The organism is Hyalangium minutum, from assembly GCF_000737315.1.
GTDB lineage: Bacteria > Myxococcota > Myxococcia > Myxococcales > Myxococcaceae > Hyalangium > Hyalangium minutum.
The window spans coordinates 574,394-596,146 of record NZ_JMCB01000001.1; the positions used below are offsets into that span (position 1 = coordinate 574,394).

17 protein-coding genes and 1 pseudogene are annotated in these 21,753 nt (G+C 67.7%); 6 read left to right on the forward strand and 12 right to left on the reverse strand.

Going from position 1 to position 21,753, the window contains the following annotated elements:
- Window positions 1-4: 4 nt before the first annotated feature.
- Window positions 5-331: pseudogene (locus DB31_RS46245) on the reverse strand (AraC family ligand binding domain-containing protein); the annotation flags it as partial.
- 121 nt (window positions 332-452) lie between these two features.
- Window positions 453-1,052 carry a hypothetical protein gene (locus tag DB31_RS02080; RefSeq protein ID WP_044181194.1) on the reverse strand — a complete coding sequence of 200 codons (600 nt, stop codon included), beginning with the start codon at window positions 1,050-1,052 and terminating at the stop codon, window positions 453-455.
- Window positions 1,053-1,467: 415 nt separating this feature from the next.
- Between DB31_RS02080 and DB31_RS02085 the strand changes: the two genes are divergently transcribed.
- Window positions 1,468-3,771 carry a nitric-oxide reductase large subunit gene (locus DB31_RS02085; RefSeq protein WP_044181196.1) on the forward strand — a complete coding sequence of 768 codons (2,304 nt, stop codon included), beginning with the start codon at window positions 1,468-1,470 and terminating at the stop codon, window positions 3,769-3,771.
- Window positions 3,768-4,088, forward strand: coding sequence for a hypothetical protein (locus DB31_RS02090; RefSeq protein ID WP_044181199.1), 321 nt, complete (start codon window positions 3,768-3,770; stop codon window positions 4,086-4,088). Before DB31_RS02085 ends, DB31_RS02090 begins: the two co-directional genes overlap by 4 nt.
- Window positions 4,089-4,119: 31 nt before the next feature.
- Here DB31_RS02090 and DB31_RS44430 read toward each other — a convergent pair whose 3' ends face one another.
- Window positions 4,120-4,836 carry an alpha/beta hydrolase family protein gene (locus DB31_RS44430; RefSeq protein WP_169787000.1) on the reverse strand — a complete coding sequence of 239 codons (717 nt, stop codon included), beginning with the start codon at window positions 4,834-4,836 and terminating at the stop codon, window positions 4,120-4,122.
- A 404-nt stretch (window positions 4,837-5,240) separates the two neighbouring features.
- On the reverse strand, window positions 5,241-5,930 hold the full coding sequence (locus DB31_RS02100) for a glutathione S-transferase family protein (protein ID WP_044181202.1): 690 nt from the start codon (window positions 5,928-5,930) through the stop codon (window positions 5,241-5,243).
- Window positions 5,931-6,053: 123 nt separating this feature from the next.
- On the opposite strand from DB31_RS02100, the gene DB31_RS02105 reads away from it, so the two are divergent.
- Window positions 6,054-6,938, forward strand: a complete 885-nt coding sequence (locus DB31_RS02105) for a hypothetical protein (RefSeq protein WP_044181206.1) — start codon at window positions 6,054-6,056, stop codon at window positions 6,936-6,938.
- Window positions 6,939-6,984: 46 nt separating this feature from the next.
- On the opposite strand, the gene DB31_RS02110 is transcribed toward DB31_RS02105, so the two are convergent.
- From DB31_RS02110 to DB31_RS02135, 7 genes are all read right to left on the reverse strand, one after another.
- The gene (locus DB31_RS02110; RefSeq protein WP_157231750.1) at window positions 6,985-8,328 is read right to left on the reverse strand and encodes a hypothetical protein; all 1,344 of its coding nucleotides are present in this window, start codon (window positions 8,326-8,328) and stop codon (window positions 6,985-6,987) included.
- The gene (gene gltS / locus DB31_RS02115) at window positions 8,325-9,530 is read right to left on the reverse strand and encodes a sodium/glutamate symporter (RefSeq protein ID WP_044181211.1); all 1,206 of its coding nucleotides are present in this window, start codon (window positions 9,528-9,530) and stop codon (window positions 8,325-8,327) included. The genes DB31_RS02110 and gltS overlap by 4 nt, the downstream gene beginning before the upstream one ends.
- 22 nt (window positions 9,531-9,552) lie before the next feature.
- Window positions 9,553-11,253: a sodium:solute symporter family protein gene (locus DB31_RS02120; protein WP_044181214.1), complete on the reverse strand. Its 1,701-nt coding sequence runs from the start codon at window positions 11,251-11,253 to the stop codon at window positions 9,553-9,555.
- The gene (locus DB31_RS49545) at window positions 11,250-11,423 is read right to left on the reverse strand and encodes a hypothetical protein (protein WP_169787001.1); all 174 of its coding nucleotides are present in this window, start codon (window positions 11,421-11,423) and stop codon (window positions 11,250-11,252) included. Before DB31_RS49545 ends, DB31_RS02120 begins: the two co-directional genes overlap by 4 nt.
- Window positions 11,420-13,867, reverse strand: a complete 2,448-nt coding sequence (locus DB31_RS02125; protein ID WP_240486483.1) for a PIG-L family deacetylase — start codon at window positions 13,865-13,867, stop codon at window positions 11,420-11,422. The genes DB31_RS49545 and DB31_RS02125 overlap by 4 nt, the downstream gene beginning before the upstream one ends.
- 106 nt (window positions 13,868-13,973) lie before the next feature.
- Window positions 13,974-15,587, reverse strand: a complete 1,614-nt coding sequence (locus tag DB31_RS02130; RefSeq protein ID WP_044181220.1) for an NADP-dependent glyceraldehyde-3-phosphate dehydrogenase — start codon at window positions 15,585-15,587, stop codon at window positions 13,974-13,976.
- An 83-nt stretch (window positions 15,588-15,670) separates the two neighbouring features.
- Window positions 15,671-17,119, reverse strand: a complete 1,449-nt coding sequence (locus DB31_RS02135; RefSeq protein ID WP_044181223.1) for a golvesin C-terminal-like domain-containing protein — start codon at window positions 17,117-17,119, stop codon at window positions 15,671-15,673.
- A 159-nt stretch (window positions 17,120-17,278) separates the two neighbouring features.
- Between DB31_RS02135 and bshC the strand changes: the two genes are divergently transcribed.
- The 3 genes from bshC to bshA are packed head-to-tail and all read left to right on the forward strand — an operon-like array spanning window position 17,279 to window position 20,867.
- A complete protein-coding gene (gene bshC / locus DB31_RS02140) occupies window positions 17,279-18,904 on the forward strand; it encodes a bacillithiol biosynthesis cysteine-adding enzyme BshC (protein WP_044181226.1) in 1,626 nt (541 codons plus the stop codon).
- Complete coding sequence (gene bshB1, locus DB31_RS02145; protein ID WP_044181229.1) at window positions 18,901-19,707, forward strand: bacillithiol biosynthesis deacetylase BshB1; 807 nt, start codon at window positions 18,901-18,903, stop codon at window positions 19,705-19,707. Before bshC ends, bshB1 begins: the two co-directional genes overlap by 4 nt.
- Window positions 19,704-20,867, forward strand: a complete 1,164-nt coding sequence (gene bshA, locus DB31_RS02150) for an N-acetyl-alpha-D-glucosaminyl L-malate synthase BshA (RefSeq protein ID WP_044181231.1) — start codon at window positions 19,704-19,706, stop codon at window positions 20,865-20,867. Before bshB1 ends, bshA begins: the two co-directional genes overlap by 4 nt.
- Here bshA and DB31_RS02155 read toward each other — a convergent pair whose 3' ends face one another.
- Window positions 20,868-21,713, reverse strand: coding sequence for a DUF2911 domain-containing protein (locus tag DB31_RS02155; protein ID WP_205628451.1), 846 nt, complete (start codon window positions 21,711-21,713; stop codon window positions 20,868-20,870). It lies immediately after the preceding gene.
- Between the last annotated feature and the right edge of the window lie 40 nt (window positions 21,714-21,753).

A 21,753-nucleotide genomic window follows, 5' to 3' on the forward strand; every position in this document is an offset into this window, starting at 1 on the left:
TGCAGTTCCGGGTCAGCCAGGCGGGATCCAGGTAGAGCATCAAGTACGTGAAGCCTTCATCACCCCGGGCCTGGCCATCATGGATTTCGCCGGGCTCGATCAGGATGACCCGTCCCGGCGTGCTGCGATGAAGCGCTCTCCGGCAGGAGAACTCCTGGAGCCCCTGCTCCGTCACTCCGACGAGGTACGCGTCATGGAAGTGGGGATCGTAGGCGTGGCCGGTGAAGTGCGCCCGGAGGGTCTCGATGCCCGTAACCAAGTCACGGGAGAGATCGACCCAGTCCCTGCCCTTCTGGGACTCAGGAGTGCGCCTCGGGGAGTGCCAACGCATTCGGGAACCTCGCGCCCCCCAATGGCTGCGGAGGTCTAGCAAGCCAGACCTCCGCAGGGATTGAAGCCTCCCCTCACCTTCGAGCTGTGAGTCCTACTTTGAGAGGCATGTGTTGCTCAGCTCAGCTGCCGCACGAGTAGGCGCCCTCGAACGTGGAGTAGAGGTATGCCGTCAGGTATGCCGAGCCGTCACACTGGTTGTAGAAACCGTCGTAGTAATCACGCGCAATGTAATAATAGCAGCTCGGGGTGCCGAGATTGTAGATGTAGTAGTACTCCGTGTAGAAGGTCGCGGGGACGAGGCAGGGCTCAACGCCCTCAGGCCTGCTGGGAGCCATTTCGAGCTGGGTGTGCAGCTTGACGCTGATCTGAGGCGCCGCACCCTCGGCCGCAGGGAGCTTCCCCTCGTTGATCATCCGCTGGATACGGTCTTGCACGATGCTCTGGGCCCGGGCGTCACCGGTGCTCTTCTCGCCGGCGTTCGACTGCCGGAGCGTCCCGAGCGCCTGCAGTGCGTCGGACGAGATCTCGACACGCCCGGTCTGCGGCTTGTTGTTCACCGAGAGCGCCACGTCGAAAGTCGAGCTTGAGCCACTGGGAAGAGAACGAGCCAGTGACGACGAAGCCGCCGCGGTCTGCGAATGGGCGCCCGAAGTCTCTTCAGGCATGGGGCCGCAGGCAGACTGCACCAGAGCGACCATGAAGATAGCCAGGGCTGCCATCTTACCGCTTCCGATGAGTTTCATGGGGATTCACTTTCTTGCTGGGGTGAATGGGGCACGGCTCTACACGAAGGGGCTCTCTCGTGGGTTCGAGCACAGCCCCCTCGAATAGGTTGGAGCCGACGCTTTGGAAAATGATGCAAAGAATCTGCGGGGGGGCCTCAAAAAGCGGCCGCGGGACAGCGGGGGACGGCAAACACTGGAAGGACGGAGTCTGCCGCGTACCGCTCGGCGGGGCTCTCTGCCCAAGGCGCCGCATCAAGGGCGACGGGGTGCGCGATTCACCTTCAGACACTCCCGCGCCGCGGGCCGTCGCGCAGTGAATCTCCCCCACGCGCCTTGAGTCGGCGGCCTTGCCCGTGCCCCAGGCGCTCCCAACCATGGCGCCCCCATCGCCTCACGCAAGGGAGCCTCCATGACCGCCGAGCCGCAACGCCGCGAGTTCCTCCTCGCCAAGGGCTGGGTGCAGGCCGCCGTCCTGGTGGTGCTGTTCGGCTTCTTCGTCCTGGGGTTGCTCGCATACCGCGCCTACACGGACAGTGCTCCGCTCCCCCAGCGAGTCGTCACCCCAGAGGGCAGGCTCGTCTTCACCGAAGAGGACATCCTGGCCGGACAGGGCATCTTCCTGCGCAACGGGCTGATGCAGTACGGCTCGGTGTTCGGCCACGGCGCCTACCTGGGGCCGGACTACACCGCCGACTACCTGCGCCGCTCCGCCCTCTTCGTGCGCGAGCGGCTCGGTGGCGAGCAGGATGCCTCGGCGGCGATGCGCACCGTGAAGGACTTCCAGACGAACCGGTACGATCCGGCCACGGGCACGCTCGTCTTCAGCGCGGAGCAGGCCGCCGCCTTCGAGCAACTGGCCGCGCACTACCACGCCACCTTCTCCGTGCCGACCACCGAGAAGGGGCTGCGGCCGAGCGCCATCCCGGATCCGGCCGACACCCGGCGGCTCACCGCCTTCTTCGCCTGGACAGCGTGGGCTGCTTCGGCCCGGCGCCCGGGGCTCGAGTACTCGTACACCAACAACTGGCCCCCGGAGCCGCGCGTGGGCAACGGCCCCACGGGCGCCATGGTGGTGTGGAGCATGCTGTCGCTCATCGCGCTGCTGGGAGGCATCGGCCTGCTGATGGCCGCCTTCGGCCGGTGGAACTTCCTCGGCTGGCACGCGCGCGATCAGCAGACGGTGTCCTTCCACCCGCCCGGCAAGGTGTCCCTCACCCCGTCCCAGCGCGCGTGCGCGGGGTTCTTCCTGGTGATGGCGGTGCTCTTCCTGCTGCAGGCCCTGCTGGGCGGTGCCACGCAGCACTACCGCGCCGAGCTGACCAGCTTCTTCGGCTTCAACCTGGCCACCCTGCTCCCCTTCAACCTCGCGCGCACCTGGCACGTGCAGCTGTCCCTGCTCTGGGTGGCGACCTCCTATCTGGCCGCAGGCATCTTCCTGGCTCCCATGGTGGCCGGCCATGAGCCGCGCGGGCAGCACTGGCTCGCCTACGCGCTGCTGGGAGCGCTCGTGGTGGTGGTGTTCGGCAGCCTCGCGGGAGAGTTCGCCGGCATCCACGGGTGGACGCCCAGCACGTGGTTCGGCAATCAGGGCTTCGAGTACCTGGACCTCGGGCGCTTCTGGCAGGTGCTGCTGTCGCTCGGGTTGCTGTTCTGGGTGGGACTGCTGCTGCGCGTGCTGCGGCGCCGGCTGCGCACCGAGCACCCCGGCAACATGCCGTGGATGTTCTTTTACTCGGCGCTGGCCATCCCCGCCTTCTACGCGGTGGGCCTGCTGGCCCGGCCTACCTCGCACTTCACCCTCACGGACTTCTGGCGCTTCTGGGTGGTGCACCTCTGGGTGGAGGACTTCCTGGAACTCTTCACCACCCTCATGGTGGCCTACATCTTCGTGCTGCTGGGCGTGGTGTCCGAGCGCGTGGCCCTGCGCGTGATCTACCTGGACATCATCCTGTACTCGGCAGGCGGCGTGATCGGCACCATGCACCACCTGTACTTCTCCGGCACGCCGGTGGAACACATGGCGCTCGGCGCCTTCTTTTCCGCCGCCGAGGTGATTCCCCTCACCTTTCTCACCGTGGAGGCGTGGAGTTTCCTGAGGCTCGGCCACGCGCAGCATGCGAAGTCCCCCACGCCCTTTCCCCACCGCTGGGCCATCCTCTTCCTGGTGTCGGTGGGCTTCTGGAACTTCCTGGGCGCCGGCATCTTCGGCTTCCTCATCAACCTGCCCATCGTGTCGTACTACGAGATTGGCACCGCGCTGACAGCCAACCACGGCCACGCCGCGATGATGGGCGTCTACGGCATGCTGGCCGTGGGGCTGGCGATGTTCGCGCTGCGCTACCTCGTGCCCGAGGATCGCTGGTCCGAGCGGGCCGCGAAGCTCAGCTTCTGGTCGCTCAACCTCGGGCTGGCGTGGATGGTGTTCGCCAACCTCTTCCCGCTGGGCGTGCTGCAGCTCCACGAGTCCGTCACCCACGGCTACTACGAGGCGCGCCAGCTCGACTTCCTCACCAGCGAGCGGGTGGAGTTGCTCGAGTGGTTGCGGCTGCCCGGCGACGCCGTCTTCATCGTGGGCGGCGTGCTGCCCCTGGTGCTGCTGTGCTGGCGGGGTGTGCGCCACGGCCTGCGGCGTGCGGCGCCCACCGAGCCGGTGCTCGCTCCGCTCTTCACCCATGTCGAACACGCGGTCGAACCGGAGCAGTCACAGCCATGAGCTTCCACGCCGAGGTGGGATGGGCCTCCGGGTACGCGCTCTTCTTGCTGTTAGCGGCGCGAGGGCTGGTGGCGCTGGGGCGGCGGGCCCGCGCGGGCGAGGACACGTGGCCTCGCTCGGAGGTGGCCCGCTTCCACCAAGTGCTGGCCGCGCCTCTGGTGCTGCTGGCGGGGCTTCTCGTCGGGCTCTGCGCGCTCCGCCATCACGAGGGCCTCGAGCTGGGGTGGCTGGGGCTGGTGGCGCTGGTCATCACCTGGGTGGCCCGGCGAACCTGGAGTGAGTGGCGAGAGGAGTCTTCCGCCAGGCACGCGCCATAACGTCGTCACGGGAGCGTTGCCTCTCTGAGACTCAGGAGTGCGTCTCGGGGAGTGCCAACGCATTCGGGAAGCGCGTCATGGCAGCTCTGGGTGCCGACCGAGGCAATGGAGACAGCGCCCGGCTGAAGAACTGGGAGACCGCGTTCAGGTACGCGGAGTACGCGGAGTTCAGCACGTGGCCCTCTCCGGGCCAGTAATGAACCTCCGGATCCTTTCCTGCATCGAGCAACCGGCGTTGAAGCTCGCGCGTCTCCTCTACGCTCCAGACCTCATCCCGGGTTCCATGGGAGAGAAACACCGGTCCATTGAAATTCTCGAGCGCGATGGGAGACCCCGGCGTGGGCACGGTGCCTCGATAGGTCCACGCCGGCAGAGGCCTGCCATCGGGGCCGGGGACAAAGTCGTACGTCTCCGGGTCGAATGACTCCACCACCGCATGGAACGGAGCATGTGCGCCCACCGCCGAGATCGGCCCGCTGTCCCCGAGCAGGCTGGCGAGAAGGATCGCCTGCTCAGCCCCTCGGGACACACCGAAGAGCCCGACGTTGTTGCCGTCAACCCAGGACGAGTCCCTGAGCCAGCGGGCAGCCTCCTCGGTGTGCTCGAGAGGGATGTTGGCGAGCACGTTCGGAGTGCCGGGGCCGTGGTAATAGGCGAACGCCAGCACCGAGAAGCCGCGGCTGGCGAGCTCCATGGCCATCAGGTTGCTGTAGCCAGCATCCCCGCCCTCGCTGCCGTGGAGCAGCACGAGTCCAGGCCCTGAACGGCCCCCTGACTGAACGTAGAGGGCGCTCCCGGGAAATGGGGTGGGCTCACTCAGCACCTGCCCTCCGTATTGCCTGAGCGCAGCGTCCAGGTCGACCTTCTCCCACGTGGCCGTAGGCGTGGACGAATCCCGGCCTCCATCAAAGCCGGCGGGCGACGGCTGGCATCCGGCGAGAAGGCACAGACTCAAGAAGAGAGGGAACGCGTAGGAGAGCATAGGCTTCCGAGCAGGAACGAGGTGGGTTGCTTGAGGAGCACAGTGCCATGGCTGCGCGAGGCGTCAGCCACGAGCGTGCGCTCAGAGCACCCGCCAACTCGCATGGGGCCGGGCGCTATTCCACCTCAGTCCCGGCCTGCGCGGGCTCGCCAGCTGCCTCTGCCCCCTGGCTAAGCCGCCAATCGCTGGAGGCTGGCTTTGAACTGGGCATCGTAGGGGAACCCAGGAGGCAGCACCGCGAGAGCATCCTTCAACACCTTGATGAAGACGGGGCGCTTCATGAGGCGATCAAGATACGCCGCAGCATTCTTGTGCCGGGACGCAAGGGGCTCCACCAGGTCCGCATAGAACAACGCCGGAGATGCGGCGATGTCCGCCAGGGTGAAGCTGTCGCCCATGGCCCATGTCTTGTTGGCCATGTCCTTTTCGATCATGTCGTAGGCCCTGGCCAAGGCCTTGCGCGCCAGCTCCACGCCGTGGGAATCGTTCTTTCCGGCCGGCCGGAAGTGATCCGTGATGATCTTGGAGGCCTGGTCCATGACGTAGAAGTCGAAGAACCGGTCGCGCATGCGGGTCTGCCGCGCGAGGTCCCGATCGGCCGGAATCAAGGGCACCTTTCCCGGATAATGCTGATCGACGTACTCGATGATGATGCTCGATTCCGGAACGATGTGATTGCGGCTGGAGTCCTGAAGGACCGGGAACTTGCCGATGGGCCACAGGGCTTTCAGCTCCGCGGCTTCCTTCTCGTTCGACAGATCGATGGTGCGCGCCGTGAACGGCACGTTGTTCTCGTGCAGCGCTATCAGGGCCTTCCAACAGTACGACGAAAACGGGTGGTAATAGAGAGTGAGTGCCATCGGTGCGCTCCGTGATTTGGGTTGAGCCTCGAGACGTTTGACTTCGACGCCGGAGCATACGACGGATAGGGGGCTCGCCCCGCCCTACAGACACGGTGCCCCCGGGCGTGCTTTCTTTCCGCCATGTTCCGCTGCTCTTCCCTGCTTATCGCGCTGCTCTTGCTCACCTCGACCGCCGCACTCTCCAAGGGCAAGGCCACCGCGAAAACCCCCGCGGCTCCGGAGATGCCCAACGATCTCCAGATCATCGGCTGGTCGAAGGACGAGAAGCGCTTCGCGATCCGCCTCTACGACCTGGCCGTGGAGACCAACGAGCTGGACGAACCCCCTCCGTACTGCCCGGGCTACATCAACCACCGGGGCAAGAAGTTCAGGGGCGGGCTCCGCATCCAGCTCTTCGGAGGAGCCAAAGCCATCAACACCTGGAATATCCAGGACGCGCAGCCCTGCACGCCGCCTGATGCGGCTCGCGACCGGCTCGCTCAGGCCAAGGCTGCCCTGACAGAGCAGGGAGTGGATCTCACGGCCATCGGCGGCGTTGCCATGCCCGCCCAGAAGCCGAAGCCCCCCTCGAAGAGCAGCAAGAGCCGGACGTGGTTCACCGCAGGGGCATCGGCCGTGGCCCTGCCGTCGGGGCCCTGGGCCGGGCAGCGCATCGAGATCGCCTACCGCGTCGACCATCGGGAGAGTGCGAGCGCCAATAAGGATCCGTCTCGCCCCATCACGTCCCAGGCGACCTTCAAAGTGGGCCTCCGCTCCGGGAAGGGCCTGACCCCGCTGGGCGAGTTCCCCCTGGGCCCCACCGACTGGTCCGCGATGCAGGCAGGACACTGGACCCCCACCTTCGATCGCCTCCTGCTGTCCCCGAGCGGCAAGAGCTTCGTGGTGCTCGTCCACATGGACGAAGGGAGCATGGGCGGTGGCTCCTCCTACAGCCTGGTGCTGGGACTCGTGGAGCTGCCCCCGCGCCCCGAGACGGCCTCGGCCACGAGCGCCCCCGCCCGCTGAGCCCTTCGATCAGACACCACCATTCTCACCCCAGCGCGTCTGCTCCTCAGGGCGCCGTCGGCCGGACGCGGACGCGGGCGGACAAGCCCGTGGCGTTGGGGTTGGTCCACATCAAGGCCCCCGAGGCGTAGGGCGCGACCAGCTCGGTGTCCAGGAGCTCCAGGAGGATGGTCCGCCGCTCCGGCGAGTAAGTGGCCACGACCGAGCGGGTGCGGACGGGGACTCCGCCCCCGGTGGTGATCACGGGCACGACCCAGTTGCGGGGGCCGATCGGCTGAGTGGACACCGTGAAGTTGAACCCCAGGGGCAGCGAGGCCTGCTGCGAGATTCCTGCCTCCGTCCACTCCAGCCAGCGGAGCTCGTCGAGCTGCCCTCCGACGAATGACTGTATGCCCGCCCAGAGGCCGCCCGGCTCGTAGCCCACCACATTGCCGGAGAACGTCTGGCACGGGTCCGCCGTGCGCACGATGCGCGACGGCTCGATCTGGTAGGTGCAGATCTGGCTGGTGAAGCTGTTCATCGGCTGTATCACGCCTCCGCTCGGCGCGTTGGTGACGATGCCCAGCCGGTCCCCCGAGCGGACCATCAAAGCGCTCAGGCCGGTCGTGCCGACCATGCCCGAGGTGGAGGGCAACTGCACCTGGCCCGGCACGCTCAGCGCCGCCGTCCCGTCATAGACGACCCGCTCGATCGTGAGGCCCCGCAACGACAGCAGCTCCGTCTCCGTGGCCAGGAGGAACTGGGCATTGCCCAGGTTCGAGGGCAGGCTGGCCGTGAGCTCCAGCTCCACCCCCGTGTCCACGTAGCGCCGGACCTGCGAGTTCCCGGCCACCCACACCACATTCCCCGCCACGGCCATCCGCCCGTCGGAGAAGTTCTGCTTCAAGGCGCTGTCGCGGATGAAGTCCAGATCGCACATCCACCCGCCGTGCTGGGTGCGCTCCAGCGCGTTGCACAGCTTGGGCAGGATGAAGGCCGTGGACTCGCTGATGCGATCCCTCGCGGCGTAGAGGTCGAACTGGTGGATGCCTCCAATCGGAGCGAACGCGGCGAAGACATGATAGCGGCCCGGCTTCTCCGGCCTGAACTTGACGGTGGCGCTGGAGCGCGAATTGCTGGTGAACACGGTCTCGCTCGCCACGAGCTGATTGTCCGGACCGTAGACCTCCACCGAGAGGGAGGAGGGCAGCTGCTGGGGCTCCGAGGAGCCGCAGTCCGGAGCAATCGAGGGCGCGAACCGCACATTCACCTGCTCTCCCACGAGTACCATCGTGGGTGTAGAGCCTGAGGAGCCCACGGAGGGCGCATCCGCGACGCAGGGCGTATCCGGACACCCCGCGAGCCCCACCAGGGCCCCCAGAAGGAAGAGGCATCGCCACAGCTTCATCATGAAACTCCGCTGAAGAGGTTGACGAAGACGTTGATGATGATGGCGTTGGTGAAGTCGATGAAGAACGCGCCGACCATGGGGACGACGAGGAAGGCGCGCGGGGCGGGGCCGTACTTCCGGGTGATGGCCTCCATGTTGGCCACGGCGTTCGCGGTGGTGCCGAGCATGAAGCCGCACAGGCCTCCGCCCATGACCGCCGAGTCGTAGTCCTTGCCCATCAGGCGGAACATGGGCCACACGGAGACGGCCACCGTGAGGGCCACCTGCACGCCGACGAGCACCAGGATGGGCAGCGCGACCGAGGCGAGCTTGGACAGCTCCAGCGTCATCAGGGCCATGACGATGAAGAGCGAGAGCGCCACGCCACCCAGCTCCTCGATGACCTGGCCCGAGAGACGAAACAGCTTGGTCCGGTCATCCACATTGCGGATGAGGGCTGCGACGAGCATCGCGCCGATATAGCCAGGGAGCGTCACATCGAGCGCCTTGAAGCCCCGGCTCACCCAGCCGCCCACCCAGAGGGTGACCAGCAGGAGCACCACGTTCCGCAGGAAGTCGTGCCCATCGGCGCCGCTGCGAGCCTCCGCGCCTGTCTGACTGTCAGTGGGAGCCGCGGAGGAGCGAGGGGGCGCCGAGGACTTCAGGCCATTCTTCCGGACGAGGAAGGTCGCCACCGGGCCGCCCACGAGCCCTCCAGCGATGATGCCCAGCATCGCGGCGGCAATGGCGATGGCGGAGGCCCCTGTCACGCCGGCCTGCTCGAAGATGGGCGCGAAGGCGAGCCCCGTGGCCGGGCCTCCCGCCAGCGTCACGGACCCGGCGAGCACCCCGAACAGCGGAGGAACGCCCAGGGGATAGGACAGGAGCACGCCCACGGCGTTCTGGACGACCGCGAGCACGGTGGACGCCGCGAGGAAGATGGCGACCTGGGGCCCTCCCACGCGCATCAGCGAGAGCGAGGCGGCAAAGCCGATGCTCGCGAAGAAGGCGATCATCAGCGGGCTCTGGAGCGCGGTGTCGAACGTGAGGAGCGTGTAGCCCTCGCTGCGGGCGAAGGTCAGCACGATGGCCACGAGCAGCCCGCCGACGACTGGCGCGGGGATGTTGTACCGGGTGAGCGGCGGAATCAGCCGTCGAATCCCCTCCCCCAGGTAGAGAACGACCCCGGCGAACGCAACGGTCTCGATCATGTTCAGCTGCATGCGGATCTCCAGGGGCCGCGCGTCACGCTGCGCTGGGCGAGGCTCGGGGCATGACTGTCTGGATCGCCAGCCCGAAGACGACGACCAGCGCGCAGCCGACCACATTGAACCAGAGGTAGCCCAGCTCGGTGAACTTGAAGAGGGCAATCACGGTCGTCTGGGAGATGACCGCGGCGATGAACACGGCATGCCCCCGTACGTTCTTGAGGAAGAAGGCCACCAGGAACAGGCCCAGCACCGTACCGTAGAAGATGGACCCCAGGATGTTCACGGCCTGGATGAGGTTGTCGAGCAGCGACGCGAAGCTCGCGAAGGACACGGCGATGATGCCCCAGAAGACCGTGAACGCCTTGGAGGCAAACAGGATCTGCCGCTCCGAGGCCTCACGGCGCACCACGCGCTTGTAGAAGTCGATGGTGGTCGTCGTGCCCAGGGCACTGAGCTCGCTGGAGACCGAGCTCATGGCGGCCGCCAGGATGACGCTGATGAGCAGGCCGAAGAGGCCACTCGGCAGCCAGTCCTTCACGAACGTGATGAAGATGTAGTCGGAGTCCTTGGTCTCCACGCCTGGCAGGGCGCGGGCCACCACGGCCTTGGCGTCCTTGCGCAGCGTGTTGGCCTCCTGGGCCGCGGCCTGGAGCCGCTCACGGGCGCTCACCTCCGTGTCGCTGTCACCGGCCTTGCGAGCCTCCAGGTAGCGCTCGACCTCGGCGCGCTTGTCGGACTGGAGCTGCGCCCACTTCGCCTCGATGCCCGCGAGCTCGTCCGCCTGCGCGGTGGCCTGGACGCGGGTGCGCAGCGAGCCGTTGAACAGCAGGGGCGGCGCGGTGAACTGGTAGAAGACGAAGACGAGGATCCCGACGAAGAGGATGAAGAACTGCATCGGGATCTTCAGGATGCCGTTGAACAGGAGCCCCAGGCGGCTCTCCGTCACCGAGCGGCCCGCCAGGTAGCGGCCCACCTGGGACTGATCGGTCCCGAAGTAGGACAGCGACAGGAAGAGGCCGCCGGTGATGCCGGACCAAAAGTTGTAGCGGTCCTGCAGGTTGAAGTCGAAGTTGACCACGTTCATGCGGCCGAACGCTCCCGCGACGTCCACAGCGCTGGAGAACGGCACGTGCTCGGGCAGCCTCCACACGATGACGAGCCCCGCCACCACCATGCCTCCAAGCATGACCACCATCTGCTGCTTCTGCGTCTGCGCCACCGCCTTGGCCCCACCCGTCACCGTATAGAGGATGACGAGCCCGCCAATGGCCACGATGGTCGGCTCGAGCGGCCAGCCCAGGATGGTGGAGAGGATGATGGCGGGAGCGTAGATGGTGATGCCAGACGCAAGCCCGCGCTGGATGAGGAACAGGAAGGCGCCCAGCAAGCGCGTCTTCAGATCGAAGCGGGACTCCAGGTACTCGTAGGCGGTGTAGACCTTGAGCCGGTAGTAGATGGGGATGAACGCGGCGCTGATGATGACCGTGGCGAGCGGCAGTCCGAAGTAGAACTGCACGAAGCGCATCCCGTCCTCGTAGGCCTGGCCCGGGACGGAGAGGAAGGTGATGGCGCTGGCCTGGGTGGCCATGACCGACAGCGCCACGGTGGGCCAGCGCAGCTCGTAGCCCGCGCGGAGGTAGCCCTCCACGGTGCTCTCGCCGCGCGTCTTCCAGATGCCCCACCCCACGATGAACGCTGTTGTCCCAACGAGAACCAGCCAGTCGAGCAGTGTCACGCGTAGGCCCGGGTGAGCGCCCAGAACAGGGCGACGAGCAGGGCCAGGGTGCCCAGCACGAGGAGGTAGATGTTGCGCCAGGACCCGAGGAGGGGCGGCACGTCGTCGAGCTCGGGGCGCTCCGAGGAAGCAGGCGCGGCCGGCTCAGGAGACTTCGAAGGGGAGGTCATTGGGCGAGCAGGTTCGCGAGCAGCCGGTACGCGCCGGGCACACCCGCAGGGAGCTGACGGAAGAAGGCGATGCCCGTGTACGCAAAGCTCCCCTTGCCGTGGCGAGCCACGAGCAGGCCGCCGCGGAGGGGCTCCTCGCCGGGATCATTCATGGAGAACACGGGACGGTACTTCTCGTCCCACTTGGAGGCGAAGTAGAGCCCGCGCTCCTGGACCCAGCCCTGGAAGTCGGCGGGCCCCAGGCGGTTGGGAGCGCTCATGAGCGGCTCGACCAGGCTGATGGGCGTCATGGTGGCGGTCTCGTCCGTGACGCGGTCGCGGCCAATCTCCAGCGGATAGGGGCTGATGAGCCCGCTGAGCGGCCCCACGCGGCTGTTGGTGTTGTACTGGACGATGAGGCGCCCGCCCTGCTCGACGTACTTCAGGAGCCGGTCGCGGTGAAGCCCAAGGCGCGGCGTGGCGTTGAAGGCGCGCACGCCCACGAGGATGGCGTCGAAGCGCTCGAGCTTCTCGGAGGCCAGGCGCTCCTCGGGGAGGAGCGTCACCTCGTAGCCCACGGCGGCGAGGCTCTCGGCCACGCGATCTCCCGGCCCGGGGATGTAGCCGATGCGGCGCACCTTCGTGACGAGGGTGAAGGGAACCAGCTGGGCCTCCGACGGCTGGCGCACCGCTTGCGGCGGGATGTGGTCGTGGTTCACCTGGCGGACCCGCCAGGACTCGCTGCGCCCGCCGCTGTCCACGACGACGCGCAGGAGGCCCCGCTCGGTGGCGCCTTTGGGCGGGGTGAGCTGGAACTGAACGGTGCGCTCATCACCGCGGGCGCCGAGCTGGAAGGGAATCTCCGCGGGCTCCACCTTCCAGCCCTGCGGCACCTCGAGCCGGGCCTTGCCGGAGGCCTCGGCCTTGCCAGCGGCGAGGACCACCGAGACCGGCTGAGCCTTGCCGTTGGGGAACATGAGGACCTCGCGGTCGAGCGTCGCGGTGACAGCGGAGACGATCTCGAACGCCCGGTACAGCTCGCCGCGCACCGGATCGACCCAGGCGTAGACCACGGGCCGGACTCCGGTGAAGCGCTTGCCTCCGGCCTCGTACACGAAGGACACGGAGAGGGCGGGATCTCCCTCGGGGCGTCCGATGAGGGCACGGTCCGGCACCTCGAACAGCGCCGCCCCCGCGACCGGCTTGCGCAGCCAGTAGGGCGTGGAGATCGACGCCTCCTCCGGAAGCGCCACCGTCTTGGAGAGCTTGAACGGCGCGTTCACGGCCAGCTCGGTGCCCGCATCCACGGTCTCACCGCCCGGCAACGTCACACTCACCAGCTTGAGCGCGGCAGGCGAGCGGTTCAGCGCCATCAGGTTGAGCGCCACCTGGCTGCCCGGAACGGCCGAGGCCTCCGCCGCACGCGCTTCCAGGAACAGGCCCGCGCAAGCAGCCACGAGCGCCTCGGTCTCGCGCAGCTTGAGGGCCTTCCACGGGTGGTCCGCGGGCAGGGCCGAGATCGCCTCATGAACCCGCAGCAGCGCGGGGATGCTCTGGTGGGGCGCGCGGGGATCGAAGCCTCGCTGCGCCTCCTCGACGGCCTGGACGATCTTCTCGGTGCCCGGCCACCGGCGCCACGAGAACTCGAGCTTCTCGAAGGGATCCGAGACAGGGCGCGTCCCGGCGAGGGGCTGGAAGTACTCCAGCAGCGGTCCACGCTCGGCGGCCACACCGAAGCCCTGGCTCTTGTGCTGGCTGCGGCTCTCGGCGGCCACTTCGCCCCAGGAGCGGCCGAGAAGTGGGTCGAACCCACCGACATCAACCTTGGGGTACACCGACATGTCGGTGTTGGGCGGGAGGTCCCAGGAAGCGACGTTCTGCAGGAGCCGATCCGCCTTCCAGGGCTTGAGCGCTCCGAGCTGCTCGGGGAAGCGCTGGGGGTCGGCAGCGGCCTCGAAGGCCTCCTCCGCCAGCAGGGCCGAAGCCGTGTGCTGGCCATGGTTCGGCGGCCGGTTGCTGAAGCGGGTGACGATCGCATCCGGCTGGAAGCGGCGGATGGCGAGCACGACATCGGCCAGCACCTCGTCCTTGTTCCAGATGCGCAGCGTCTCCTCGGCGCTCTTGGAGTAGCCGAAGTCTCGCGCGCGGGTGAAGAGCTGCTCGGCGCCGTCGATGCGCCGGGCGGCGAGGAGCTCCTGGGTGCGGATGAGCCCGAGCAGCTCGTCCTGCTCGGTGCCGATGAGGTTCTGCCCCCCGTCTCCGCGTGTCAGGGAGAGGTACCCCGTGCGAATGCCGCGTCCGCTGGCGAGCCAGGCAAGAAAGCGCGTGTTCTCGTCATCGGGGTGGGCGGCCACATAGAGGACACTTCCCACCACACCGAGGCGCCGGAAGCCCGCAGCGAGTTCTCCCGCGTGAGGCTGCCGAGGCGCTTGTGCGAGGGCCGTCGACCCAACTCCGAGGCTCATGACCAGCATCGTTCCGAGAATGAGCAGGTTCCGCATTCGGGGGCGGACCCTAACAAAGAGCGCTGGGGCTCGGCCTCGAAAAGCCACGCTGTGCCCCTGCCCCGCCTCAGAAGATGTAATCCGTCGTGAGGAACGACGACTCGCGCTGGGTGAGGATGTTGTGGACCAGCGCCTTGTTCTCCGGCGTCGTCTTGGTCGCGACGATCGTCCGGATGGAGAACACGCGCAGCGCATCCGCCACCGAGAGCGTTCCCTCCGCCGAGTCCTTGCGCCCACTGAACGGGAACGTGTCCGGCCCGCGCTGGCACTGGGTGTTCAGGTTGATGCGGCCCACCTGGTTGGCGCACGAGTCGATCAGGTGCGCAATGCGCTTCGGATCCTTCCCGAACAGGCTCAGCTGCTGCCCGAACGGCGAGTCCACCACGTAGCGGATCGCCTCATCATCGTCCTCGAAGGGGATGATGGGGATCACCGGACCGAACTGCTCCTCGTAATACAGGCGCATCTTCGCGTTCACCGGAGACACCACCGCCGGGTAGAAGAACGAGCCGTGGATCTCTCCCCCGTTCGGGTTGAGCACCTGCGCCCCGTGCTGGAGCGCGTCATCCACCAGCCCCTTCAGGTACGCCGGCTTGCCCGGCTCCGGCAGCGGCGTGAGCGCCACGCCCGGCTCCCACGGCAGGCCCGGCTTCAGCTTCCCCACCGCGGCGATGAACTTCTCCAGGAAGGCCCCGAGGATCTTCTTGTGCACCAGCAGCGCCTTGAGCGCCGTGCACCGCTGGCCGTTGAAGGACAGCGAGCCCACGATGCACTCGTTCACCGTGTTCTCCAGGTCCGCGTCCTCCAGGATGATGGCCGGGTTCTTCGCGTCCAGGCCCAGCACCGCCTTGAGCCGGTGCGGCTTGGGGTGCATCTTCTTCAGCTCGCTCGCGCCCTGGTTGGTCCCGATGAACGCGAACACGTCCACCTTGCCGCTCTCCATCAGCGCGCCCACCGTCTCCCGGCCGCGCCCATAGATGATGTTGATGACGCCCGGCGGGAAGCTGTCGCGGAAGGCCTCCAGCAGCGGCCGGATGAGCAGCACGCCGAACTTGGCCGGCTTGAAGACCACCGTGTTGCCCATGATGAGCGCCGGGAAGAGCGTGCTGAACGTCTCGTTGAGCGGATAGTTGTAGGGCCCCATGCACAGGGCCACCCCGAACGGCACGCGGCGCACTTGCCCCAGGATGCCCTGCTCCTGGACGAACCGCGCCGAGTTGCGATCCAGCTCCTTCAGCGCATGGATGGTGTCGACCAGGTAGTCCTTCGTCCGGTCGAACTCCTTCTCCGCATCCTTCTGCGTCTTGCCGATCTCCCACATCAGCAGGTTCACCACCTGCTGCCGCTTCTCTTGCATGTGGACGATGAAGCGCTCCACGTGCTCGATGCGCTCGGCCACCCGCATGGTGGGCCACACGCCACGGCCCAGGTCATACGCCCGCACCGCCGCGTCGAGCGCCGCCAGCGACTCCTTGGAGGTGAGCAGCGGCGTGGCGCCGATGACCTTCTGCTCCAGTCCCTTCTCCGTCTTCACGCACACGGGGCTGCGGACCGGCGCCAAGTCTCCCTCCCAGATGAGGAGCTTGCCGTCGACGAGGTACTCACGTTGCTCGGTGTGCTCGGGAATGCGGGCGGAGGCCGGGACCTCGGCCGAGAAGAGATTTTCGAACGTGTTCGACATAGAGGCTCCCCAAATAATCGGGCGAGAAACGCACCGCCGAGCATTCTGTCATGGGGAGCCCCTCAAGGCTCGTCGTGCCGCCGCTACCGCACCTGGATGGCGTCAGCGATGACGTAGGAGCCCGCCGTGGTCCAGCGGCTCAGCTGCACCTTGTTCCACCCCGCCGTGAAGCTCCACGTGCCGAGCGTGTTCCACTTGCCACCGTTGAGCTGCTGATTCACGTTCACCGTGGCCAGCTTGGTGCCAGACGCGTTCGAGACGATGAACGGCGCCGTCGTGGAGCGGTCCGAGGCCGCCGTCCACCACGCATCGATCGTCTTGGTCGCCGCCGCGGGCAGGTAGAACCAGAACGTCGCCGGCTCGGACAGAGCCGCCGTCGGGGACGCGTAGTATCCCGAGCCGTAGTAGCCCGCCACGTTCGTGGACGAGGTCCAGCTGGTGCCCGCCAGCTCGATGTAGCCCTTGGAGGTGTCGTTGTTGGCGTTGTTGCTGTCGATGACCAGTCCCGCAGGCGTCGTGGAGCCAGTCCACAGATACGTCACGGTGACCCAGTCGTTGTTGCTCATTCCCAGGTCGTACCAGAACGTCCCATCCGCGAGGTCGATGCCCGCGGGGTTCGCAGGACGGCGGCCGAACTGATCCAGCCCTCCGTTGTAGTTGTTCTCGTACGCGGCCTGAGACTCGGGCTTGCCCTGCGGCAGGTCCTTCCACATCTCGCGGACGCTCGAGAGGTTCCAGTAGTCGTCCTTCGTGTTCCAGGGGCCGATGTCCCAAACGGAGGCCGTGGTGCACTTGCCCGTCACCGAGTAGCACACGCGCACCTGGTACTCGTTGCCGCCGTTGCTCGCCAGTGCCCGGCGCGACGGCAGCGCCACGAAGCGATCACTCGTCTTGATGACATGGCCGTTGGCCGTGGTGCCACCCACCAGGCCCTCGCGCGTGGCGTAGACCCGGTAGCTCAGCGCCGCCAGCGGCTGGTAGCCGGCCTGGGCGGTGACGCCCTCCAGCGTGCCCTCCAGCTGGACCTCCTGCACCGAGGGCCCGCGGCCGTGCTCATCCGCCGTGAGCGCGAGCCGGACCTGCACCTCCGAGCCGGCCACCGGCAGCCGCATGGCCTCACCCGCGCTGGAGGTGCTCCACTCGCTCCAGCCGCCGTGGGGCGTCCGCACGCGGACATCGACCTCGACGCTCATCCCCGGCTCGGCCTTCGTCTGCAGCACCGGGCGCACCGTGTCCACGGGCTGCTCCAGCGTGCGAGCCGGGAACGTATAGAGGCCCATGAGCCGCATCTGCCCCTCTGGGCGACGCATGACGGCGTAGGGCTCGAACAGCAGGCCATCGCGGGTGCGCACGAGCTCGCCCGTGCCCTCACCGGTAGCGAGTTCCTCCGCCCAGCTCACGGCGGCGGGGCTCTGCGGAGCGCGGAGAGACGCCTGGGTGGGCTCCGGGGCCGCCTCGGCCAGCGCGGCACTGGCCGAGAGAGAAGCTCCCAACATCATTGTCAGCAGGGTGGACCGCCACTTCGAGCGCATGAATGAACTCCTTGGGGGGAACAAGGGATTTTCCGTCTTCACTGTTTGTTTTGATTCACAGCAAATTCTTAGAATTCGCTTCTTTCTAGATGAGAGCCCGAGCGGTCCGCTGTCCACAAGAAAAGAGAATCCTCCTCCGACCTGCTATCAGGACGCCCCGTGACGTCCTCGTTCTCGAGCGCCTGGCTCCGCGGAGATCCGCGGGCTCTCTCCTTCCTTCCGGATCGCTTCCGCCACCGCGCCTCCCGCGCCGAGGCAGTGGCTGCGGCCGCCTCTCGCGCGGTGTCCCCCGCGCTGCTGGACGTGCTCGTGGCCCAGAATGCACGGCTCGCGCCGAGCCCCGCCCGTGAGCGCCACCTGGAGCTGCTCGGCCGCCCTGGCACCGTTGCCGTGGTGACGGGGCAACAGGTGGGACTCTTCCTGGGGCCCCTCTTCACGCTCTACAAGGCGGCCTCGGCCATCACCGCCGCCCGGGCCCTCACGGAAGAGACGGGCCGGCCCTGCGTCCCCATCTTCTGGCTGCAGACCGAGGACCACGATCTCCCCGAGATCGATCACTGCCTCACCCCGCGCGGCACTGGCGAGCCCCTGCGCTCGGCCCTGGAGCACCCAGACGCGGCCACCTCGCGGGCTCCCGTGGCCTACCGTCGCCTGGGGGAGAACGTCACCCGCGCCCTGACGGCCCTGCGCGCCGAGCTGGGTCGGGAGTCCCTCGCAGCTGAGCACCTGGAGCTGCTGGAGCGGGCCTATCGCCCTGAGGCCCCGATGGTGGAGGCCTTCGCTCAGGTCCTCTCTGCCATCTTCGCGGACGAGGGGCTCGTGTTCCTCGATCCGCGCGACGCACGTCTGGCGCCGCTCGCCGCGCCGATCCACCGCAGAGCCATCGAGGAAGCCTCGGCCATCGCCTCCGCGCTCGCCGAGCGGGGCAACGCCCTCACCGAGGCTGGCTTCTCCGAGCAGGTCCACATCCGTCCGGGCTCGCCGCTCAGCTTCTTCTCTCCAGAGGGCCCCGAGGGTGCGCGCTACCGGCTCGACCCCACCGCGCCCGGCAGTTGGAGCCTCGTCAGCCACCCGGAGGGCGCGTCCGTGACGACAGCCGAGCTCCTCGGCTGGCTCGAACGTGAGCCGCTCCGCTTCACGACCTCGGCCCTGGTGCGTCCTCTCCTCCAGGACACGTGGCTACCCACGGCCGCGTACGTCGGAGGCCCCGGAGAGATCGCCTACTTCGCCCAGCTCGCGCCGCTCTACCAGCACCTGGGGCTCCCGATGCCGCTCGTGGTGCCACGAGCCCGGTTCCGGGTGCTCGACGACCGCACGCGCAGCCTGCTCGACAAGCTGGGCCTCTCCCCGGACGACGTGAGCACGCCACGTGACGAGCTGCTGGCCCGCCTCGCCGCCCGGAGCGCAGGGGAAGGCTTCGATCCCCCCGAGGCCGTCGAGGCCCGGCTCATGGGTGCCCTGGCCCCCGAGCTCTCCCGCCTCGGCGAGCGCATGGCCACGCTCGACCCGAGCTTCGCCCATGCCATCGAGCGCACCGAGGAGAGCGTCCGGACTGCCCTCTCGCGCCTCGTGGCCAAGTACGGGCGCGCCGTCGCCCAGCGGGATCAAGTCACCGTCGAGCGCTTGGATCGGCTGCGGACGTACCTCGTCCCGCAGGGCGCGCCGCAGGAGCGCATCTACAGCCTCCCCTACTACGCGTGCCGCTTCGGGACCCGCGGCTTCACCCGGCTCGTGCTCGAGGCATGTGAGCCCTTCTCTGGAGAACTGAAGGACCTGAAGCCATGACCGCGACCGGCCCCAGCTATGGCCTCGATGTGCTCGCGTTCGGGCCTCACCCCGATGATGTGGAGCTCTTCTGCGGAGGGCTCTTGGCGAGCCTGGCCAGCCGGGGCTACCGCACGGGCATCGTCGACCTAACGCGCGGGGAGAAGAGCTCCCGAGGCACGCCCGAGACCCGCGCCGCGGAGACCGAGGCCGCCTCGCGAGTGCTGGGCCTCTCGATGCGGGAGAACCTGGGCCTGCCCGATGGCTGGGTCACGCCGTGGGCTGGCTTCGAGGGACATGACACCGAGGGTGCAGTGACGGCCCCCGTGGCCCGGGTGGTCGAGGTTCTCCGGCGGCTGCGCCCCGAGCTCGTCATCGCCCCCTGGGAGAAGGAGCGCCACCCGGATCACGAGGCCACCAGCGCGCTCGTGACGCGCGCCCTGTTCTTCGCGTCCGTCCGCAAGTTCGAGACGGAGCCGCCCTCGGAGTCCTTCACCCCGAGACAGGTCCTCTATTACCCGATGCGGCACCTGGCCGAACCGAGCGTGGTCATCGACGTGACCGCAGCCTTCGAGCGCAAGCAGGAGGCGATCCTCTGCTATGCGAGCCAGGTGCAGCCCCGCGCGGACGCTCCGCCTACCCTGGTGGGCTCGCCGCTGTCGCTCAGCTCGCTCGAGGCGCGTGACCGCTTCTACGGCGCTCAGATTGGCGTGGCCTACGGCGAGCCCTACGTGCTCCGGGAGACCCTGGGCCTGGCCGATCCGGTGGATCACTTCCGCCGGAATAGCTTCGCCCGGCCGCTGTTCTTCCCCGAGCGCCGATGACTGACCGCCTGAACCTGGCCATTACCTGTTTCCCTACCTTTGGAGGCAGTGGCCTCATCGCGACCGAGATCGGTCTGGCGATGGCGGAGCGCGGCCACCGCGTCCACTTCATCGCGCGTGATGTGCCCGTGCGCCTGCGCGGCACGCACCCGCAGATCCTCTTCCACGAGGTGACGGAGAGCGACTACCCGGCGCTCCAGCACTCGGGGACGTACCCGCTGGCGCTCGCGTCCAAGATGATCGAGGTGGCCAGCTACGAGTCCCTGGACATCCTGCACGTGCACTACGCCGTGCCCCACGCCACGGCGGCGTGGATGGCTCGCGAGGTGCTCGGGCCCAAGGCGCCGCGCATCGTGACGACGCTGCACGGCACGGACACGACGCTCATCGGCACGGATCCCAGCTACCTGCCCATCACGCGCTTCTCCATCCTGCGCAGCGATGCGGTGACGGTGCCCTCCGCATACCTCCGCCGGGCGACCTGGGAGGGCTTTGGCATCCCGGAGACCTTCCCCATCGAGGTCATCGCCAACTTCGTGGACACGGTGCGTTACGCGCCCGTGCGCTCGCGAGCCTGCCTGCGGCCGATCTTCCCAGACCTGGCGGACACGGAGCCCGTGCTCATCCACGTCTCGAACTTCCGGCCGGTCAAGCGCATTGGCGATGTGGTGGCCACCTTCGCCGAGGTCCACCGTCAGCGGCCGAGCCGGCTGATCATGATCGGAGACGGCCCCGAGCGCTCCCCAGCCGAGCGCAAGCTCCGGGAGCTGGGCCTGGAGGGCCGCGTGGCCTTCCTGGGGAAGCAGGACCAGTTCGTGGAGCTGCTCGGTGCGGCCGACGTCTTCCTGCTTCCGAGCGAACAGGAGAGCTTCGGTCTGGCCGCGCTCGAAGCGCTGAGCTGCGGCGTGCCCGTGGTCGCTACTACCATCGGTGGCATCCCGGAGCTGGTGGACCTGGGAGAGACCGGCCTGCTGTCACCGGTGGGCGACGTGGAGGGCATGGCCCGTCACGTGCTCTCGCTGGTGAGCGACCGAGAGCGCTGGACCGCCTTCTCGCGGCGGGCTCGGGAGCGCGTCCTCGAGCGCTTCCGGCAGGACCCGGCCATCGACCGCTACGAAGCGCTCTACCGGCGCCTCGTAGCGAGTGGCTCGGGCCGCTGACTACTTCTTGTTCTTCCAGTCCGCGAGCGCCTGGGCGACCGCGTCCTTGAAGAAGAAGTTGGGGTCCTTCTCGCCGAGCTCCCACGACGCCTGGGCGAACTTCCGGGCCTCCGTGTAGTTGCCCTTCTGCGCGAGGACCTCCGCCTTGGTCCACTGGTTGTACCAGGTCGGCTGGATGGCGATGGACAGGTCCGCGTACTTCAGCGCCGCGTCGAGGTTCTTCGTGGTCTCCAGCTCATAACGAGCCGCGGCATTGGGGGCGCGCCATGCGCCATCAACGGCCGCCTTGATGTTGGCCTGGGCCTGGGCGGCAGTGTCCACCTGGATGGGCACGGAGACGCGCAGCTTCTCCCACTCCAGGTCGAGCGTGGTGCCGTTGTCCGTGGTGTTGGAGAAGAGGAACGTCAGCCGCTCGCGGAGGGGAATGGCGGCGGTGGTCGCGGGGACGCGGACGACATCGTCCTTGGCGTCATAGGTCTTCCCCTGCCACAGGCCCAGCTCCTTGCTCAGCACCACGGTCCAGCCCTTCTGCGCGGGCAGGGTGACAATGGCATAGGTGCCCGCGGGCACGGGCTTGCCGCCGAAGGTCACGTCGCGGCTGAAGGTGATCTTCGTCGAGGCATTGGCGCCCGTGCGCCACGGCTTCTCCCAGGGAACCAGGTCGCCCCAGATCTTGCGGCCCTTGACAGCGGGGCTGGAGTACTCGATCGAGATGTCGGTCAGGCCCACCTCTTGCGAGACCTTGGCGCCCGGGCTGGGAGCCGGCAGCTTGAGCTGAGCGGCTGCGGGGCCCGCGGCCAGAACCACCAGAGCAGCACACACGTATCCGAAGACAGAGTTCTTCATGATCCTCACGGTCCTTACTCCAGGAAGGTGAAAGAGAGGC

Coding starts and splice junctions, on each gene's coding strand:
- DB31_RS02080 (WP_044181194.1), bottom strand. CDS start 1,052: ATGGCAGCCCTGGCTATCTTCATGGTCGCTCTGGTGCAGTCTGCCTGC.
- DB31_RS02085 (WP_044181196.1), top strand. CDS start 1,468: ATGACCGCCGAGCCGCAACGCCGCGAGTTCCTCCTCGCCAAGGGCTGG.
- DB31_RS02090 (WP_044181199.1), top strand. CDS start 3,768: ATGAGCTTCCACGCCGAGGTGGGATGGGCCTCCGGGTACGCGCTCTTC.
- DB31_RS02100 (WP_044181202.1), bottom strand. CDS start 5,930: ATGGCACTCACTCTCTATTACCACCCGTTTTCGTCGTACTGTTGGAAG.
- DB31_RS02105 (WP_044181206.1), top strand. CDS start 6,054: ATGTTCCGCTGCTCTTCCCTGCTTATCGCGCTGCTCTTGCTCACCTCG.
- DB31_RS02110 (WP_157231750.1), bottom strand. CDS start 8,328: ATGATGAAGCTGTGGCGATGCCTCTTCCTTCTGGGGGCCCTGGTGGGG.
- gltS (WP_044181211.1), bottom strand. CDS start 9,530: ATGCAGCTGAACATGATCGAGACCGTTGCGTTCGCCGGGGTCGTTCTC.
- DB31_RS49545 (WP_169787001.1), bottom strand. CDS start 11,423: ATGACCTCCCCTTCGAAGTCTCCTGAGCCGGCCGCGCCTGCTTCCTCG.
- DB31_RS02125 (WP_240486483.1), bottom strand. CDS start 13,867: ATGAGCCTCGGAGTTGGGTCGACGGCCCTCGCACAAGCGCCTCGGCAG.
- DB31_RS02130 (WP_044181220.1), bottom strand. CDS start 15,587: ATGTCGAACACGTTCGAAAATCTCTTCTCGGCCGAGGTCCCGGCCTCC.
- DB31_RS02135 (WP_044181223.1), bottom strand. CDS start 17,119: ATGCGCTCGAAGTGGCGGTCCACCCTGCTGACAATGATGTTGGGAGCT.
- bshB1 (WP_044181229.1), top strand. CDS start 18,901: ATGACCGCGACCGGCCCCAGCTATGGCCTCGATGTGCTCGCGTTCGGG.
- bshA (WP_044181231.1), top strand. CDS start 19,704: ATGACTGACCGCCTGAACCTGGCCATTACCTGTTTCCCTACCTTTGGA.
- DB31_RS02155 (WP_205628451.1), bottom strand. CDS start 21,713: ATGAAGAACTCTGTCTTCGGATACGTGTGTGCTGCTCTGGTGGTTCTG.